General features: G+C 64.1%; 16 protein-coding genes and 2 pseudogenes. 15 read left to right on the top strand and 3 right to left on the bottom strand.

The window, feature by feature from the left end:
* The 4 genes and pseudogenes from traG to D6860_RS04265 all read left to right on the top strand — a co-directional run.
* Positions 1–1,491, top strand: a 1,491-nt coding sequence (traG, locus tag D6860_RS04280) for an IncP-type conjugal transfer protein TraG (protein WP_128549216.1), incomplete at its 5' end; no start/stop codon positions are given.
* A 2-nt stretch (positions 1,492–1,493) separates the two neighbouring features.
* On the top strand, positions 1,494–1,922 hold the full coding sequence (locus D6860_RS04275) for a CopG family transcriptional regulator (RefSeq protein WP_076623817.1): 429 nt from the start codon (positions 1,494–1,496) through the stop codon (positions 1,920–1,922).
* Positions 1,923–2,160: 238 nt separating this feature from the next.
* Positions 2,161–2,271, top strand: a pseudogene (locus D6860_RS04270) (IS5/IS1182 family transposase); the annotation flags it as partial.
* 219 nt (positions 2,272–2,490) lie between these two features.
* Positions 2,491–3,762, top strand: coding sequence for an MFS transporter (locus D6860_RS04265; RefSeq protein WP_076623818.1), 1,272 nt, complete (start codon positions 2,491–2,493; stop codon positions 3,760–3,762).
* Positions 3,763–3,920: 158 nt separating this feature from the next.
* Here D6860_RS04265 and D6860_RS04260 read toward each other — a convergent pair.
* Positions 3,921–4,057 (bottom strand): annotated as a pseudogene (locus D6860_RS04260) (transposase domain-containing protein); the annotation flags it as partial.
* Positions 4,058–4,374: 317 nt separating this feature from the next.
* Here D6860_RS04260 and trbB point away from each other — a divergent pair.
* The 11 genes from trbB (at position 4,375) to D6860_RS04205 (ending at position 14,090) form a co-directional block, all read left to right on the top strand.
* On the top strand, positions 4,375–5,370 hold the full coding sequence (gene trbB, locus D6860_RS04255; RefSeq protein ID WP_076623819.1) for a P-type conjugative transfer ATPase TrbB: 996 nt from the start codon (positions 4,375–4,377) through the stop codon (positions 5,368–5,370).
* Positions 5,367–5,699, top strand: coding sequence for a TrbC/VirB2 family type IV secretion system protein (locus D6860_RS04250; protein WP_076623820.1), 333 nt, complete (start codon positions 5,367–5,369; stop codon positions 5,697–5,699). Before trbB ends, D6860_RS04250 begins: the two co-directional genes overlap by 4 nt.
* Positions 5,700–5,765: 66 nt before the next feature.
* Entirely contained in the window at positions 5,766–6,059 is a 294-nt protein-coding gene (locus D6860_RS04245; RefSeq protein ID WP_076623821.1) for a VirB3 family type IV secretion system protein, read from the top strand.
* Between the two features lie 6 nt (positions 6,060–6,065).
* Entirely contained in the window at positions 6,066–8,576 is a 2,511-nt protein-coding gene (gene trbE / locus D6860_RS04240) for a conjugal transfer protein TrbE (protein WP_076623822.1), read from the top strand.
* Positions 8,573–9,355, top strand: coding sequence for a P-type conjugative transfer protein TrbJ (gene trbJ / locus D6860_RS04235; RefSeq protein ID WP_076623823.1), 783 nt, complete (start codon positions 8,573–8,575; stop codon positions 9,353–9,355). Before trbE ends, trbJ begins: the two co-directional genes overlap by 4 nt.
* Before the next feature lie 17 nt (positions 9,356–9,372).
* Entirely contained in the window at positions 9,373–9,666 is a 294-nt protein-coding gene (gene trbK-alt / locus D6860_RS04230; protein WP_076623824.1) for a putative entry exclusion protein TrbK-alt, read from the top strand.
* A gap of 3 nt (positions 9,667–9,669) precedes the next feature.
* Positions 9,670–11,019 carry a P-type conjugative transfer protein TrbL gene (gene trbL / locus D6860_RS04225; protein ID WP_076623825.1) on the top strand — a complete coding sequence of 450 codons (1,350 nt, stop codon included), beginning with the start codon at positions 9,670–9,672 and terminating at the stop codon, positions 11,017–11,019.
* Positions 11,016–11,705 carry a conjugal transfer protein TrbF gene (trbF, locus tag D6860_RS04220; protein WP_076623826.1) on the top strand — a complete coding sequence of 230 codons (690 nt, stop codon included), beginning with the start codon at positions 11,016–11,018 and terminating at the stop codon, positions 11,703–11,705. Before trbL ends, trbF begins: the two co-directional genes overlap by 4 nt.
* The gene (gene trbG, locus D6860_RS04215) at positions 11,702–12,730 is read left to right on the top strand and encodes a P-type conjugative transfer protein TrbG (RefSeq protein ID WP_076623827.1); all 1,029 of its coding nucleotides are present in this window, start codon (positions 11,702–11,704) and stop codon (positions 12,728–12,730) included. Before trbF ends, trbG begins: the two co-directional genes overlap by 4 nt.
* Positions 12,727–13,848, top strand: a complete 1,122-nt coding sequence (locus D6860_RS04210) for a TraB/TrbI/VirB10 family type IV secretion system protein (protein WP_076623828.1) — start codon at positions 12,727–12,729, stop codon at positions 13,846–13,848. The genes trbG and D6860_RS04210 overlap by 4 nt, the downstream gene beginning before the upstream one ends.
* Positions 13,849–13,850: 2 nt before the next feature.
* Positions 13,851–14,090 (top strand): DUF2274 domain-containing protein, encoded by a 240-nt coding sequence (locus tag D6860_RS04205; protein ID WP_076623829.1) that lies wholly within the window; start codon positions 13,851–13,853, stop codon positions 14,088–14,090.
* Here D6860_RS04205 and D6860_RS04200 read toward each other — a convergent pair.
* Together D6860_RS04200 and D6860_RS04195 are read right to left on the bottom strand one after the other, a co-directional pair.
* The gene (locus tag D6860_RS04200; protein ID WP_076623830.1) at positions 14,053–15,003 is read right to left on the bottom strand and encodes a LysR family transcriptional regulator; all 951 of its coding nucleotides are present in this window, start codon (positions 15,001–15,003) and stop codon (positions 14,053–14,055) included. The genes D6860_RS04205 and D6860_RS04200 overlap by 38 nt on opposite strands.
* Before the next feature lie 123 nt (positions 15,004–15,126).
* Positions 15,127–17,421: a heavy metal translocating P-type ATPase gene (locus tag D6860_RS04195; RefSeq protein ID WP_076623831.1), complete on the bottom strand. Its 2,295-nt coding sequence runs from the start codon at positions 17,419–17,421 to the stop codon at positions 15,127–15,129.
* Between the last annotated feature and the right edge of the window lie 83 nt (positions 17,422–17,504).

Here is a 17,504-nt window from a genome sequence, read left to right as displayed (position 1 = left end):
CTTCTCACCTGGCCCGGCTCGGCCATCGTTCATGACATCAAGGGCGAGAACTGGCAGTTGACCGCCGGGTTCCGCGCCCGGCACGGTCGGGTCTTGCTCTTCGATCCGACCAATCCGAACTCTTCGGCCTACAACCCCCTGCTGGAAGTGCGCCGGGGGGAGTGGGAGGTTCGCGATGTCCAGAACATCGCCGACGTCCTCGTCGACCCCGAGGGGAGCCTGGAGCGGCGGAATCACTGGGAGAAGACCAGCCACAGCCTGCTCGTCGGGGCGATCCTGCACGTCCTCTATGCCGAGAAGGACAAGACGCTGGCCGGTGTCGCTAACTTCCTGTCCGACCCGCGGCGTCCCGTGGAGTCCACACTCCGCGCGATGATGCGGACGTCACATCTGGGCGGGGCGGGGCCGCATCCCGTGGTCGCCAGTGCCGCCCGCGAATTGCTCAACAAATCCGAGAATGAACGCTCGGGTGTGCTGTCGACGGCGATGTCTTTCCTTGGCCTCTATCGCGACCCTGTCGTCGGCCAGGTCACGCGCCGCTGCGACTGGCGGATCGGCGACATTGTCGGGGGAGCGCGACCTGTCACGCTGTATCTCGTGGTGCCGCCATCTGACATCAATCGCACCAAGCCGCTCATCCGCCTGATCCTCAACCAGGTCGGCCGACGCCTGACCGAAGACCTGCAGGGCAAGGATGACCGGCATCGGCTGCTTCTGATGCTCGATGAGTTCCCAGCTCTTGGCCGGCTCGACTTCTTCGAGAGCGCGCTGGCCTTCATGGCGGGCTACGGGCTGAAGAGCTTCCTTATCGCCCAGTCGCTGAACCAGATCGAGAAGGCTTACGGCCCGAATAATTCGATCCTCGACAATTGCCACGTCCGGGTGAGCTTCGCGACCAATGATGAGCGCACGGCCAAGCGGGTGTCCGACGCTCTCGGCACCGCTACCGAGATGAAGGCGATGAAGAACTATGCCGGTCACCGTCTGGCGCCCTGGCTCAGCCATCTCATGGTGTCCCGATCGGAAACTGCGCGGGCCTTGCTCACGCCCGGAGAAATAATGCAGCTTCCGCCATCCGATGAGATCGTGATGGTGGCCGGCACACCGCCGATCCGGGCGACGAAAGCACGGTATTACGAAGATGCGCGGTTCACCGAGCGGGTCTTGCCGCCACCCGACCTGGTGGATGTCGGCGCGTCCGGGAAGGATGACTGGAGCTGTCTGGCAGTCCCAAAGCAGAACGACGAGCTCGAGCCAGTCTCCGAGACGGGATCGGAGGATGAGGACCCGACAGCGTCGGAACGCCGTCTTCAGCCGGAGCTGGCGCAGCCTCAGCCGGTCGACAGGCAGACACCTCTCGAGAACGAGTTTGAATTCGACCCACCCGACGATGAAGAGGATGGCGCCATCCGCAATCGCCGCATCCTGCAGCAGATGCGCGGTGTCGCGCGGCAGGTCTCCCTCAATCCCGATGACGGCATGGAGCTTTGATCATGACTACCAGTCGCAAGAAGACGAAGATCTCGGTCTACCTCGATCCCGAGGTCATGCAGATGCTGGCGGAGTTTGCCGCCCGGCGCGACCGATCCCAATCGATGGTGGCCGAGGCCGCGATCGCATCCTTCCTCTCCCCGGATGACGCGGAGCGCCGCGAGGCGGTTCTGGCCAGGCGCCTGGATCAGATCGACAGGCGCATTACCCGGCTGGAACGCGATGTCGGGATCTCCGTCGAAAGCCTGGCGGTGTTCATCCGTTTCTGGCTTGCGACAACACCCGCTCTGCCGGAACCGGCAGCCAAGGCGGCACGGGCAAAAGCAGGGGAGCGATACGAGGCGTTTGTCTCGGCTCTCGGTCGTCGCTTGGCGCAGGGGCCGAAGCTGCGGCAGGAGGTGTCGGAAGATGTGGATGGGGGCAGATCGTGAAAAGGGTGCGATGACGGGGCGTAGAGTGCTGGCGCCGCAATCGGGGGTAGGCGCACTCACTCTCATTGGTTCGAACGGCCCTTTCCTACGTCCGCCCTATCGTAACCCGCCGTGGCGCAGCTTCCCATGACCGGCCAAGGGTCACTGCCTCAGCCACCTCGCTGCTCAGATCGAGCTTGGTGTCGTGAGGGTCAGGCGTTACTTCGGCCAAAAGAGGTGCCAAGGTCGGCAACCCGTCCGCGTTGCAAAACAGGACTTCGACCGAGAGGTCGCAGAAGCTCAGATTCGCATCACGGTTATGAACGGCTACACCGCGCTCGGCATACCCATTACTGAAGCCGTGGGATAAGTCTGTCCGGGGAAAGGGGGGCTCTGACCATCAGCCGATTTGTGCAACAGATTCTTTGTGTAGCCCGCATCGAAGACCTCCTTTCTTCTAGTGAGACGAAGACTCCCTTCCCAAAGAGAATTCGAAAAGCAGTAGAGCGAATTCAAGGGATTGCACGCTGAAAACGGGATGCCATATCAACGCTGAGTTCGAGAACGGCTATAGGGTTTCGGAAGTTTTATGCGCCATCAGCCTACTGCAGCGGCGGGTCCCGTCGCCTTCAGAACGACGATCTATCAGGTTGCGCCACTGCTGGTCGCGGTGACCGTGCTTTTCCTTGGCCACGGGCTGCAGGGTACACTTCTTGGGGTGCGCGGAGGTCTCGAAGGGATGAGCGCGGGCAGCATTGGCCTCGTTATGTCCGCATATTTTCTGGGCTTTATAGTTGGGTCGTTCTGGTCGGTACACTTGATCGAGACCGTTGGTCACATCCGCACCTTCGCGGCGCTTGCCTCTGTGACCTCGGCGGTTGCACTGGCCTATGCGCTCGAAATCAGCGTCATCTGGTGGCTCATTCTACGGATCATCAACGGTTTTTGTTTCGCGGGCATGATCCTCGTTGTCGAAAGCTGGCTGAACGCCGGCACGGAGTCGCGCTGGCGCGGTCGGGTCCTGGCGATCTACGGCACGATCACACTCGCGGCTTGGGCTGCCAGCCAACCGATGCTGTCGCTCGCCGATCCAGGCGGGTTCGTTCTGTTTTGCGTCATTTCCATTCTTGTTTCGCTATCGCTGGTTCCAGTGACTCTATCACGCACCGGCGTGTCCAACGGCATCGGCGCTGACCGATTATCAGCACGCGAATTGTTCGCCATCTCACCCATCGGTCTGATTGGTACATTCCTGATCGGCATTTGGGGCAGCGCCTTCTGGGGCATGGGGCCGACATTCGGACAGATGATCGACATGTCCACTGAGGAAATTGCCGCGTTCATGGCCGCCGTGATGATCGGAGCGGCAATCGGTCAGTGGCCTATCGGTTGGTTATCTGACCTAATGGACAGACGGATCGTCTTGGCAGGTGGAACGTCAGTCGCAGCAACTAGCGCCATCGGAGTTTTCGTGGCCGAGGCGCACAACATCCTTTTTCTTTGTGCGGTGCTCTATGGCGCGACCAGCATTACCATGTACTCGATCTGCATCGCCCATGTGAATGACCGGGTGTCTCAGACGAAACTACTTGCGGCTGCGAGCGGGCTGCTGATCAGCTACGGCGCGGGATCGACTTTCGGTCCTATCCTTGCCGGTAGTTTGATGGATCTCTTCGGTGCCGACGCGTTGTTCATTGGCTCCGCGACGGTGCAAGCGATCTTTGCCATATTCGTCTGTTGGCGCATCCGAGTCGAGGCGGCGGTGCCGAAAGCCGAGAAAGAAGGCTTCGTGGCCATGCCGTCCGCTGCAACCAGTCACGTTGGGGTCGAGTTGAATCGACACACATCTTCGCGAGAGTAGTAACATCTGGTGCAACCGATCGATTTAGCTTGCAGCTGCCCGCAAGTGTCCGGCGGGGACGTTGCGATGCGAGTATCCTCGCCGACCTGCTTGAAGGAGCGCACATCACAAAAACCACGGAAACTTACGGGTAATTGCAAGCCGGCGTGGACTGCGGTTTAGACCGCCCGCCGAAGTTCAGACGCCTTCCAATCCAAGGCAGCAGATCCGGCACCCGAGAAGCTGTCGTGCCTGGCAGCCGGGCAAGGGCATCGCCGAGCCAGGCCTGTGGATCGGCATCGTTCATCTTCGCGGTTGTAGAACGTCATCCATTTCCGGATCCGCCGCATCAGGCTGAGGTGCTGTTCGGTCTCTCCCTTGCCCGCATGCAACTCTCCCGAAACGCCTTGCGTCGTCTCGGCACCTTCCTCCTGGAGTGGATCTGTGGATCAGTCCGCCGTTTTCCTGTCTTTACACGCCACGCTACTACGCCCCGCGGAAACCTGTTGAGCCATAGGCATCTACGGCTTTCTTAANGCGGAAACCTGTTGAGCCATAGGCATCTACGGCTTTCTTAATCGACCCCGATCCAGGGCGGCCTGTTGGAGGCGCCCGTGAGGGAACGGGGCCGGCATGGCGAAGACCGATCAGAGACCAGAAGTGATCCGGAGAGGCGCGCGGATGCTGCGCACCGCGCTCGGGCCGGCGATCGCCGGGTTTCTGGACGATCCCATGACCGTCGAGGTGATGCTCAACCCCGATGGGCGGCTCTGGATCGACCGACTTTCCGAGGGGCTGGCCGACAGCGGCAAGACGCTCAGCGCAGCCGACGGTGAGCGCATCGTACGACTGGTCGCGCACCATGTCGGCGTCGAAGTTCATAACCTGTCCCCTCGCGTTTCCGCAGAACTGCCGGAAACCGGTGAGCGTTTCGAGGGGCTGCTTCCGCCCGTGGTCGCCGCTCCGGCTTTCGCCATTCGCAAGCCGGCCGTCGCGGTGTTCACACTTGAGGACTACGTTACAGCCGGGATCATGACCTCGATGCAGGCTGAAGCCCTGCGCCAAGCAGTTGCGACCCGTGCCAATATCCTGGTGGCGGGGGGCACCTCGACCGGCAAGACCACGCTGACGAATGCGCTACTCGCCGAGGTGGCCAAGACCTCCGATCGGGTCGTGATCATTGAGGACACCCGGGAACTGCAATGCGCCGCGCCGAACCTCGTGGCGATGCGCACCAAGGACGGTGTTGCCAGCCTGTCCGATCTGGTGCGGTCCTCGCTGCGTCTGCGCCCCGATCGTATTCCGATCGGTGAGGTACGTGGCGCCGAGGCGCTGGACCTGCTTAAAGCCTGGGGCACCGGCCATCCTGGCGGGATCGGCACCATCCATGCCGGTTCCGGGATCGGCGCGTTGCGTCGTCTCGAACAGCTCATTCAGGAAGCCGTCGTTACCGTGCCCCGCCCCATGATCGCGGAGACCATCGACCTCGTAGCCGTCCTGGCCGGTCGAGGTTCTGAACGTCGTCTTGCTGAACTCGCCTGCGTCGAGGGCCTCGGGGCCGACGGCGACTACCGGATTTCACCTGCCATTTCAGATCCCACCACTCACGAACAAGGAGATCCCGCATGATCCGTCACGCCCTGCGCATCCGCCATCACATCGCCACGGCCGCCGCCGTCACCTATGTCAGTCTCTTTATGGCCCCGGCCGCCCATGCCTCCGGGTCCTCCATGCCCTGGGAGGCGCCTCTGCAATCCATTCTCGACTCCGTCGAGGGGCCAGTGGCCAAGATTGTGGCAGTGATCATCATCATCGTCACCGGTCTGACGCTGGCCTTCGGCGATACCGGGGGCGGTTTCCGGCGGCTGATCCAGATCGTATTCGGGATTTCCATCGCCTTTGCGGCCTCGTCGTTCTTCCTCAGCTTCTTCAGCTTCGGTGGCGGGGCGCTGATCTGATGGTGACGACCGTTGGCCCGCAGGGACACGAAAGGCTCCGGGGGAGCGTTTCGAGGGAGGAACGCCATGAGCGGTAGCGAATGGCAGAGCTTCGAGGCCCTCGACGCGGTGCCGGGGTTCAGCGTGCCGGTTCACCGCGCGCTGACCGATCCGATCCTCCTCGGCGGCGCACCACGCTCGGTCGCCATCCTGAATGGCACGCTCGCCGGTGCGGTCGGCCTCGGGCTTCAGCTCTGGCTGGTCGGGATCCTGATCTGGGCCGTCGGCCACATCGCTGCTGTCTGGGCGGCCAGGCGCGATCCGCTTTTCGTCGAGGTCGCGCGCCGCCATTTGCGCATTCCCGGTCATCTCTCGGTGTGAACCCCCATGATGAATCTCGCAGAATACCGCCGCACCGCCTCGCGCCTCGCCGATTACCTGCCCTGGGTGGCGCTGGTCGGGGAGGGCGTGGTCCTCAACAAGGATGGCTCGTTTCAGAGGACGGCGAAGTTTCGGGGGCCCGATCTGGACAGCGCCGTCGCGGCCGAACTGGTCGCGGTCGCCGGACGGCTGAACAACGCTTTCCGTCGCCTCGGTTCCGGGTGGGCGATCTTTGTGGAAGCACAGCGCTCTGAGGCCGCGACCTATCCGGTGAGCACCTTCCCGGATGCGGCATCGGCGCTGGTCGATGCCGAGCGCAAGGCCGATTTCGAGGAGGAGGGGAGCCATTTCGTATCCGGCTACTTTTTGACGCTCCTCTGGCTTCCACCGGCGGAGGACGCGGCACGTTCAGAATCCTGGCTCTACGAGGGACGCGAAACCTCGGGTGTGAACCCCTGGGAACAGGTGCGCAGCTTCATCGACGGTACCGATCGCGTGCTGGCACTGCTCGATGGTTTCATGCCGGACTGCCACTGGCTCGATGACGCCGATACGCTGACCTACCTGCATTCGACGATCTCGATCAACCGGCACCGCGTGCGCGTGCCCGAGGTGCCGGTCTATCTCGACGTACTCTTGCCAGACCAGCCGCTGGCCGGTGGGCTGGAGCCGCGCCTGGGCAATCAGCATCTCCGGGTGCTGACGATCACCGGTTTTCCCAGCGCCACGACCCCGGGTCTGCTAGACGAGCTGAACCGGCTGGCCTTCCCCTATCGCTGGTCGACCCGGGCCATCCTCATAGACAAGCTGGATGCAACCAAGCTGCTGACCCGGATACGCCGTCAGTGGTTTGCCAAACGCAAGAGCATCGCCGCGATCCTCAAGGAGGTGATGACCAACGAACAATCCGCGCTGGTCGACACCGATGCGGCGAACAAGGCCGCTGACGCGGACATGGCCTTGCAGGAACTCGGCGCGGATGTGGCCGGCATGGCCTATGTCACCGCGACGATCACGGTCTGGGACGAGGATGCCCGCCGCGCCGACGAGAAGCTGCGGCTGGTCGAAAAGATCGTCCAGTCCCGCGATTTCAGCGTCATGGTCGAGACGGTCAACGCCGTCGATGCCTGGCTCGGAAGTCTGCCCGGGCATGCCTATGCCAATGTCCGCCAGCCACCGATCAGCACATTGAATCTCGCCCATATGATCCCGCTCTCGGCGGTCTGGGCGGGCGAGGCGCGGGACGAACATTTCAACGACGCTCCGTTGCTCTACGCCAGGACCGAAGGCTCCACCCCGTTCCGGTTTTCTCTTCATGTCGGGGATGTTGGTCACACCCTCGTCGTCGGCCCGACTGGGGCGGGCAAGTCCGTGCTGCTGGCACTGATGGCGCTTCAGTTCCGCCGGTATCCGCGCAGCCAGATCTTCGCCTTCGACTTCGGCGGTTCTATCCGCGCCGCCGCGCTTTCCATGGGCGGCGACTGGCATGACCTCGGCGGAGAGCTGACCGCTGCGGACGAGAGTTCCGTCTCGCTACAGCCGCTGGCCCGCATTCACGAGACGTCGGAGCGCGCCTGGGCGGCCGACTGGATCGTCGCCATCCTGACGCGCGAGAACATCCAGATCACCCCGGATGTGAAGGAACATATCTGGACCGCACTGACCTCGCTGGCCTCGGCCCCTGTGGGCGAGCGGACCATGACCGGCCTCGCGGTCCTGCTGCAGTCCAACGAGCTGAAGCAGGCGCTCCGCGCATACTGCGTGGGTGGACCCTATGGCCGGTTGCTCGATGCCGAGACCGAACAGCTGGGATCGGCGGATGTGCAGGCCTTCGAGATCGAGGGGCTGGTGGGAACCGGCGCGGCGCCCGCCGTCCTCTCATACCTGTTCCACCGGATCGGTGATCGGCTCGATGGACGCCCCACGCTGCTCATCATCGACGAGGGCTGGCTCGCACTCGATGACGATGCCTTCGCGGAGCAGCTCCGCGAATGGCTGAAGACGCTGAGGAAGAAGAATGCTTCGGTGATCTTCGCGACGCACAGCCTCAGCGACATTGACCGCAGTGCCATCGCACCGGCGATCATCGAAAGCTGCCCGACGCGGCTCCTGCTGCCGAACGAGCGGGCCATCGAGCCGCAGATTACGGCCATCTATCGCCGCTTCGGCCTCAATGACCGGCAGATCGAGATCCTCGCGCGGGCCACGCCCAAACGCGACTACTACTGTCAGTCGCGGCGCGGCAACCGGCTGTTCGAGCTGGGTCTCAGCGATGTCGGACTCGCACTCTGCGCGGCGGCGTCCAAATCGGATCAGGCGCTGATTGCTGAGATCTGCGCCGGGCACGGCCACGACGGCTTCCTCGACGCCTGGCTAAAGGCGCATGGCCTCGATTGGGCCGCCGAGCTGATCCCCGACCTCACCAATCTCGCCATCGACGCAGAGGGGGCCTCTCCGGCCTCCGCTGTTGTTGAGGACGCCGACATCGACCTTGAAGAAGAGGAAGTCACACCATGACACGCAAGATCACGTTTCGGTTCGCCGGCCCGTCGCTGTTCGCCCTCGCGCTGGCGATGCCCATGGCCATGTCGCCTATTGCAGCGCCGCCCGCACACGCGCTCTTCGGCATAGGCGGGGGGCCTTTCATCGTCTACGACCCGACCAACCACGCGGAAAACCTCCTGACCGCGGCGCGGGCTCTGGAGCAGATCAACAACCAGATCGCACAGCTCCAGAACGAAGCGCAGATGCTGATCAACCAGGCGCGCAATCTCGCCAACCTGCCGTATTCCGCGCTCCAGCAGATCCAGCAGAACGTCAGCCGCACACAGCAACTCCTGGCCCAAGCGCAGAACATCGCCTTCGACGTGCAGAGCATCGACCAGATGTTCCAGCAGGACTATGGCAACCTTTCCCTGACGGCGACCGACCAGCAGCTGATCGCCGAGGCCCGGTCCCGTTGGGAGAACACCGTCGGTGGCCTGCAGGATGCCATGCGCGTGCAGGCCGGTGTCGTCGGCAATATCGACGCCAACCGCGCCGAGATGTCCGCGCTTGTGGGGCAGAGCCAGAACGCGGTCGGTGCTCTGCAGGCCACACAGGCGGGCAACCAGCTCCTCGCACTGCAATCGCAGCAGCTCTCGGATCTGATCGCGGTGATCTCGGCAAACGGCCGCGCCAATGCGCTGACCGAGGCCGAGCGTGCCACCGCCGCCGAACAGGGCCGCATCCAGCGCGAGCGGTTCCTGATGCCGGGCTCGGGCTACCAGCCCGGCAATGCGCAGATGTTCAACTGAGGCCGGGAGGGGCGACGATGGAGGGGAAGGTGCTGGCCCGCATCGCGGCCATCGCGTTCGTGGCGATCGCGATCACCGCCACGGTGATCGAGATGACACGCGAGGAAGGTCCCGTGCCGGCCAGCACCGCGCCCGCGCCCGCGCTGCAGCCGCCAGCCGATCCTCTCCGCGCGACGCTGCGCTGGTGCCAGCAGCTCGGCGAGGCCGCTTCCAGCGATGCCGACTGCCTCGCCGCATGGGCCGAGAACCGCGACCGGTTCCTCGGTCGGATGCCTGCACCCGAAGCGCCGCAGCGTCCGGGAGATCAGTGAGCCATGGGCGGAACCGGCGTCATCGACAACTTTCTGGGCATCTTCACCAGCTATATCGACAGCGGGTTTGGGCTGCTCGGGGGGGAGGTGGCCTTCATCGCCACGACGCTGATCGTCATCGACGTGACGCTGGCCGCGCTGTTCTGGGCCTGGGGCGCCGATGATGACATCATCGCCCGTCTGGTGAAGAAGACGCTCTTTGTCGGAGTCTTCGCCTATATCATCTCCAACTGGAACAACCTCGCCCGGATCGTCTTCGAGAGCTTCGCGGGCCTCGGTCTGATGGCCTCGGGCACCGGGTTTTCCGCTGCCGACCTTCTTCGCCCTGGCCGCGTGGCCCAGACCGGGCTAGAGGCCGGACGACCGCTGCTCGAAAGCATCTCCGATCTGATGGGCTGGGTCGCGGTCTTCGAGAACCTCGTCCAGATTCTCTGCCTGTTCTTCGCCTGGGCGCTGGTGATCCTCGCCTTCTTCATCCTCGCGGTTCAGCTCTTCGTCACCCTGATCGAGTTCAAACTCACGACCCTCGCGGGCTTCGTGCTGATCCCCTTCGGCCTCTTCGGCAAGACCGCCTTTATGGCCGAGCGCGTGCTGGGCAACGTCATCTCCTCCGGCATCAAGGTTCTCGTCCTCGCCGTGATCATCGGCATTGGCTCGACGCTCTTCGGTCAGTTCACCGCAGGTTTCGGCGGCGTGACGCCGACCATCGATGACGCCATGGCGATTGTTCTGGCCGCCCTGTCTCTGCTGGGCCTCGGTATCTTCGGCCCCGGCATCGCCTCGGGTCTGGTGTCCGGCGGGCCCCAACTCAGCGCGGGGGCCGCCATAGGCACCGGCCTTGCCGTTGGTGGCGCTGCGATCGGGGCCGGAGGGGCAACCATGCTCGCAGCGCGCGGGGCCGGGTCTGCGCTCTCCGGTGGCGCCGTTCTGGCACGCGGCGGTGCGGCCGCGGCGGGCGCTGCCTCGAGCGCCTACACGCTTGGCTCGATGGGCGGAGGTGGTCTCTCCGGGGGGATGGCTGGTGTGGCGCGCGCCGGGGCCGCTGCCGCGGCATCACCGCTCAAGAAGGCGTCCTCTCGCGCGGCTGGCGGGATCCAGTCCAGCTACGCCGAGGGCGTCAAGGGCGGTGTTGCGGCGACTGGCGGAACCACCTCGATGGGCACGGTCGGCGGCGCGGCGCCCGAGCCTGCTTCCGGCCCGTCCGCCTCCGATGGCCCGCCAGCCTGGGCGAAGCGCATGCGCCATAACCAGGCCGTGAGCCATGGCGTGCGCGCTGCCGCCCACGCCGTCCGGTCGGGCGACAGCCATGGCTCGGGCTCCTCCGTCAATCTCTCCGAAAGGGATCGCTCATGAACCTCTTCAGGCGCTCCGCCACCCATTATGGCAAGACACCTCAGCCAGAGACGCCCTATCAGAGGGCCGCGCAGGTCTGGGACGAGCGTATCGGCTCCGCCCGCGTTCAGGCCCGCAACTGGCGCTACATGGCCTTTGGCAGCCTGATCCTGGCGGCGGGATTTGCTGGCGCCCTGGTCTGGCAATCTGCGCGTGGTACCGTCGTGCCCTGGGTCGTTCAGGTCGACGCGCTCGGCGAGGCCCAGGCTGTCGCGCCGGCCTCCGCCGATTACGAACCAACCGATCCGCAGATCGCTTTCCATCTTGGTCGCTTCATCGAGCAGGTTCGTTCCATCCCTGCCGACCCGATCATTGTGCGGCAGAACTGGCTGCGCGCCTATGAGTTCACCACGGACCGTGGCGCGGCCGCACTTAACGACTTCGCTCGCGCCAACGACCCGTTCACCCGCGTCGGTCGTCAACAGATCGCTGTCGAGGTGTCCTCGGTCATCCGGGCCTCGCCGGGATCGTTCCGCGTTGCTTGGACCGAGCGTCACTACGAGAACGGCCAGCTTTCCACGACCGAGCGCTGGACCGCGATCCTGACCGTCGTGATCCAGACCCCGCGCAGCGCCGAGCGCCTGCGCGCCAATCCCCTCGGAATCTATGTCAATGCGATCTCCTGGTCGCGGGAGATGAGCCAATGACTGAAACGCATGTTCGTGCAATCAGGTCTTCGAGCGTCAACAAGCCCAACTTGGTGGCCTTGCTGCTGTGCTCGTCCTTTCTGGCGGGGTGTGCCAGTAACCGGGTGCCGGAATTCAGTTACGACGAGTCTGTGCCGCCGCTGCCCACTCCGCCCGCCTCGGCTGCCGAGGAACGTCCTCGGCCCCTGCACACGCCGCCGGTCTGGACAGTGGCGCATGGCGGAGCGGCGGCAGGCACACCGACCGGCCGTATCGAAAACGCCAATGCCGCCGCCCGGGTCGAACCGCGCCGCGAGGGCTATTTCAATGCGATCCAGATCTATCCCTGGTCGGAAGGAGCCCTCTATCAGGTCTATGCCGCGCCGGGTCAGATCACCAACATCGCACTCGAGCCGGGCGAGCGTCTGACCGGCGCGGGGCCGATCGCCGCAGGGGATACCACGCGCTGGATCATCGGCGACACGGAGAGCGGGTCCGGATCAACCGCCCGCGTCCACATCCTCGTCAAACCGACGCGGGACGACATCTCGACCAATCTGGTGATCAGCACTGACAGGCGGGTGTATACGATCGAGTTGCGTGCGCGCGAGGCGCTCTACATGCCCTCCGTTGCCTGGGCTTATCCGGCTGCGCCCCGTGGTGGGCGACAGGCTGTGGCGACCGCGCCGACCATCCCGGCGCCGTCGGCCCGTAATCATCGTTACGGCTTGCAGATCCGGGGTGAGAGTCCGCCCTGGCGCCCGGTTTCCGTCTTCGATGATGGCCGCCGCGTCTATGTCGTCTTCCCGGCTGGCATCGCCCAGGGCGAAATGCCGCCGCTCTTCGTGCTCGGTTCGGACGGGGAGCCCGAGATCGTGAACAGCCGCATTCACCGGAACGTGCTGATCGTGGATCGCCTCTTCGGCGCCGCCGAGCTCCGGCTGGGCGCAGGAGACCGCCAGCAGGTGGTCCGGATCGTGCGCATGGAGGAGCGCGAGGCGGATGCGCGGACGGCGGGGGATGCGCGAAGGGGAGGGGCGTCATGAATGACACAGATCCTGCAGCGCCGATGCGTCTGCGCCCCGATCCGCCGGGCGTGACGAGGCTGTCGCGCAAGGTTCTGGCCGGTGTCGGAGCGGTCGCCCTGTTCGGCATCGCCGGGGCGCTGATCTATGCGCTCCAGACCCGCGAAGCCGGGCCGGGAGGTGGAGAACTCTACTCCATCGACAATCGACCGGCCGCGGACGGCCTGGAAGGATTGCCGTCCGACTATACCGGGCCGGTTCTGGGACCTGCACTGCCCGGTGACCTCGGGCGGCCGATCCTAGATGCGCAGGAGCGCGGAGTGCCCGTGACCCCTCCGCCGATTGTGGGCCCGACCGTCGATCCGGAAGCGGAGCGCCGCAGGGCAGAGGAGGAAACCGCGCGTCTGAGCGGTGTCTTCTTCCAGACGGCATCTGGCAGGGCGACGACGGCCGGGGTCGGCGTGAACCTTCCGGGCCTAGGGGACTCCGAGCAACCTCAGGGGAGCCGGCATACGGCTTTCCTCAACGGTCCGGTGGACCGGCAAACCGTCGCATCGGATCGCATTCAGCCGCCAGCCTCGCCGTACATCCTTCAGGCGGGAGCGGTGATACCCGCCGCGCTCATCACCGGCATTCGCTCCGATCTCCCGGGCCAAATCACCGCGCAAGTCACCGAGAATGTCTATGACAGCCCGACCGGATCGCTGCTGTTGATCCCACAAGGAACCCGCATCATCGGTCAATACGATGACGGCGTGACGTTCGGCCAGCGACGGGTGCTGCTGGTCTGGAACCGCCTGATCCTTCCCGGCGGTCGATCCATTGTTCTCGAACGTCTGCCGGGGGCGGATGCGAGCGGCTATGCCGGCCTCGAAGATGGCGTCGACTATCACTGGTGGGATCTGATGCGCGCGGCGGGTCTGTCCACGCTGCTCGCGATCGGCGCGGACCTCGCCACCGATGACGAAGACCGCCTGATCCAGGCGATCCGCGATGGAGCGGTGGACACAATCAACCAGGCCGGCCAGCAGATCGTCCAGCGTCAGTTGCAGGTCGCGCCGACACTGACCATCCGCCCGGGGTTCCCGGTCAGGATCATCGTCACCCGCGATCTGGTATTCGAACCGGCAGGAGGTTGATCATGTCTAAACTGAAGCTTGGGCCCTTGCCCGATGACAAGCCGGTTAAGGTGACGGTGGAATTGCCCGCGTCCGTTCATCGCGATCTGGTCGCCTATGGAGACGTCCTTGGCCGGGAGACAGGCCAGCCTGTCGCTGATCCTGTCCGGCTGATCGTGCCGATGTTAGAGCGCTTCATGGCGACGGATCGAGCGTTTGCGAAGGCTAGGCGTTCTGCTCAAATCCACAGAGATGCTCACTGATCGCCGGGCTTCTCTCCGATCCTGCCTTTGTCGTCGCCATGCTCAGAAGACGCCTGAACGCAGGGTTGTCGTTATTCGGTGACCAGATTGCAGAAAATGGAAGGCGCTCGCCCTTGATCGGTCGAAAGACCACTCCCGGATGGTTCGTGGCCGTCATCGCTTCGCTGACCACGGTCAAACCTCGCCCAATGGCAACCAATGACAGCAGGTTATCTCGACCTACGGATTGCACATGTATGTCAGGGTGCCAACTGAGGTCTGCCAGCTTCCTCACCAGATAGTCATAGATCTCTTGGCCCGGCGCTGTTTCGCTGACCATGAAAGCCTCGCCGCTAAGCTCGCGCCAGTCGACTGCTGTCCGGATGGCTAGCTCATGACGTTCAGGCAGGACAACGAAAACACCTTCTGACCACATAAATGCGCTATCGCAATCTTGCCACGCTCTGGTTCCGGTTAGGAAAGCGACGTCGAGTTCCAACTGACGGATGGCAGCAAGGTGTTCTTCAGGGTTTCCATCGATCAGTTGGATCTGTACGTCATTGTGCTGATCCCCGAAGGAGCGGAGCAGTTCGGCTAGAAAGCCCGACGCAATCGATGAATAAATACCGATCTTTATACGACCGTTTTCTGATCTGCCAAGTAATGCAATTGCGTGCAGGCTCTCATCTAGCCCGCGAATTGTCTGACGTGCGCGAGGTAGAAACTGGTGCCCGGCGCGGTTTAGGCTCACGCCGCTTCGATGACGGTGAAACAATGATGTTCCGAGTCGATCCTCAAGGTCGCGGATGCAACGGCTGACTGAGGACTGTCGGATACGCATAACGCTACCAGCCTTTCGGAAACTGCCATGATCAGCAGCGTTGACGAAGCATCGAAGGTGTCGAATCTCAATTTCACGTTTTCTCCTTTCCACTGTCCGACATCCTCTCGCACCTCGTGTTCAGGTCCTTTTCTGTGGAGCCTACACTGACGAGCCGAACCTCAATCCAAGTCTTCAAACCTTGTTTCAAGGCGGCGTATGCTCTGCGTGGAAATGCTAGCGATTGTCAGACGGATTGACGCGCAACAGTCGCAGGGCATTGAGCGTGACCAGCACCGTGGCCCCGGTATCGGCCAGGATGGCGATCCAGAGCCCGGTCAGCCCCAGCACGGACGTCGCTAGGAACACGGCTTTAAGACCCAGCGCCAGGGCCACGTTCTGACGGATGTTGGCCATGGCGGCCCGTGCAAGCCGGATCAGGGCCGGTACGTCCACCACCCTGTCGCGCAGGATCGCCGCATCGGCGGTTTCCAGTGCCACGTCGGTGCCCGAGCCCATCGCCACACCTACGTTCGCCTGCTTTAGCGCCGGTGCGTCGTTGATGCCGTCGCCAATCATCATGACGCCGCCGGCTGCGCCCATCTCGCGGATCAGCCTCAGCTTGTCCTCGGGCATCATGCTGGCGTGGAATTCCATGCCGAGCTGCCCGGCGATGGCTTCGGCCGTGCGGGGATTATCGCCGGTCAGGATCACCGGCGCGATGTCCATCGCCCGCAACTGGGCCATGGCCTCGGCGGCGTCGTTGCGCGGCTCGTCGCGCAGGGCGACGAGGCCGAGGGGCTGGCCTGTGCGGAACACCGCGACCACCGTCTTGCCCTCGGTCTCCAGCCGCGCCGCGATCTCGGACTGGTCGTCGGCGATGCCCCCGGACTCCTCGGCGTGGCGAGGCGAGGACACCCAGGCCTTCGCGCCGCCCACCAGTGCCTCGACGCCCTTGCCGACGATGGCGCGTGCGTCGGTCGCGGGCAGGGCCTCGATCCCCGCCTCCTCTGCCCGACGCAGGATGGCCTGGGCCAGCGGGTGCGACGATCCGGTCTCGACCCCGGCCGCGACGGCCAGCAGGTCGCTTTCAGACACGCCGGGCGCGGGCACGATGTCGGTCACCTTCGGTTTGCCGTGGGTCAGTGTGCCGGTCTTGTCGAAAGCGATCGCCGAAACCTTGGCGGCGGCCTCGATGACCGCGCCGCCCTTCATCAGAAGGCCCTTCCGGGCGCCCGAGGAGAGGGTGGAGGCGATCGAGGCCGGAACCGAGATCACCAGGGCGCAGGGGCAGCCGATCAGCAGCAGCGCGAGGCCGCGATAGATCCAGGTGTTCCAGTCGGCCCCGGTAGCGAGCGGCGGGATCAAGATGATCAGCGCCGCCAGCACGACGATGGCGGGCATGTACCAGCGGCTGAACCGGTCGATGAACCGCTCAGTCGGCGCGCGGGCGTTCTCGGCCTCCTCGACCAGCTGAATGATGCGCGCAATCGTGTTGTCCGCTGCGGTTTTCGTCACCGTCACGCGAAGCGCGGCCTCGGTATTGATCGATCCCGCGAAGACCGATTCTCCCGGCCCCCGGGTAACAGGGACGCTTTCACCGGTCACGGGACTTTCGTCGATACCGCTGGTGCCCTCGGCAATCTCGCCATCGGCCGGGATGCGGTCCCCGGGGCGCACCAGAACGCGCTGGCCGACCTCGAGCTGGTCGGCCGGGACTTCGCGGGTCTTGCCGTCGATTTCCAGAAGTGCGGTCTTGGGCACCAGATTGGCCAGCGCCCTGATGCCGTCGCGCGCCTTGCCGGCGGCCACACCTTCAAGCACCTCGCCCACGGCAAAGAGGAACACCACAAGCGCCGCTTCCTCGGCTGCACCGATGAACAGGGCGCCGATGGCGGCGATGGTCATCAGGCTTTCGATGGTGAAGGGCTGCCCGAGGCGAACGGCCTCGAAGGCGCGCTTCGCCACCGGGGCGACGCCGATCACGCAGGCGAAGGTAAAGGCCCAGTAACCGTAGTCCGCCGAGGTCAGAAGCTCGAAACCCCATGCAAGGACAAGCAAGGCCCCCGTGAAGATCACCAGCCGTCCCTTGTTGGTCTGATACCACGCCTTGCCGCGATCGGCGGGGTCATCATGCACATGACCGGGGCTGCCATGCCCGGCATCGGCCTTTGCAGACGACGGCCCTTTGTCACCGCCTTTGGCGTGGTCATGGCCGTGGTCGGCGTGATCGTGATCGTAGCCTTCGCAGTCAGCGCCATGAGTGTGAGCCTTTTTCGGGGCGTCGAGCGTATTCTCCGGCGACGACGCGCCACGCTGCGCAATCCCGTATCCGAGGCGCTTCACGATGGCCTCGATCTCGGCAGGGTCCGTACTGGCAGGCTCCAGATCCAGCGAAAGGCGCTCACTCATCAGCGCTACCTTTACGCCGCTGACACCCGGAAGGCGCTCGACGGCCTTCGTCACTTTTAACGTGCAGGCGGCACAATCCATGCCGCTGACAGTCCAGTCTCGGCGCTCGGCTCCACTCATTTTCTTTGCTCCTGGCCCGGCAACTGGCCGGGGCTATCTTTGACCGAGTCGGTTCTTACAGGCTATAGTAACTGTAGCTTCAA

The organism is Salipiger sp. D13, assembly GCF_003703915.1.
GTDB lineage: Bacteria > Pseudomonadota > Alphaproteobacteria > Rhodobacterales > Rhodobacteraceae > Salipiger > Salipiger profundus.
Note: the sequence above shows the minus strand (reverse complement) of the source record. Positions and strands in the feature narration are given on the sequence as shown.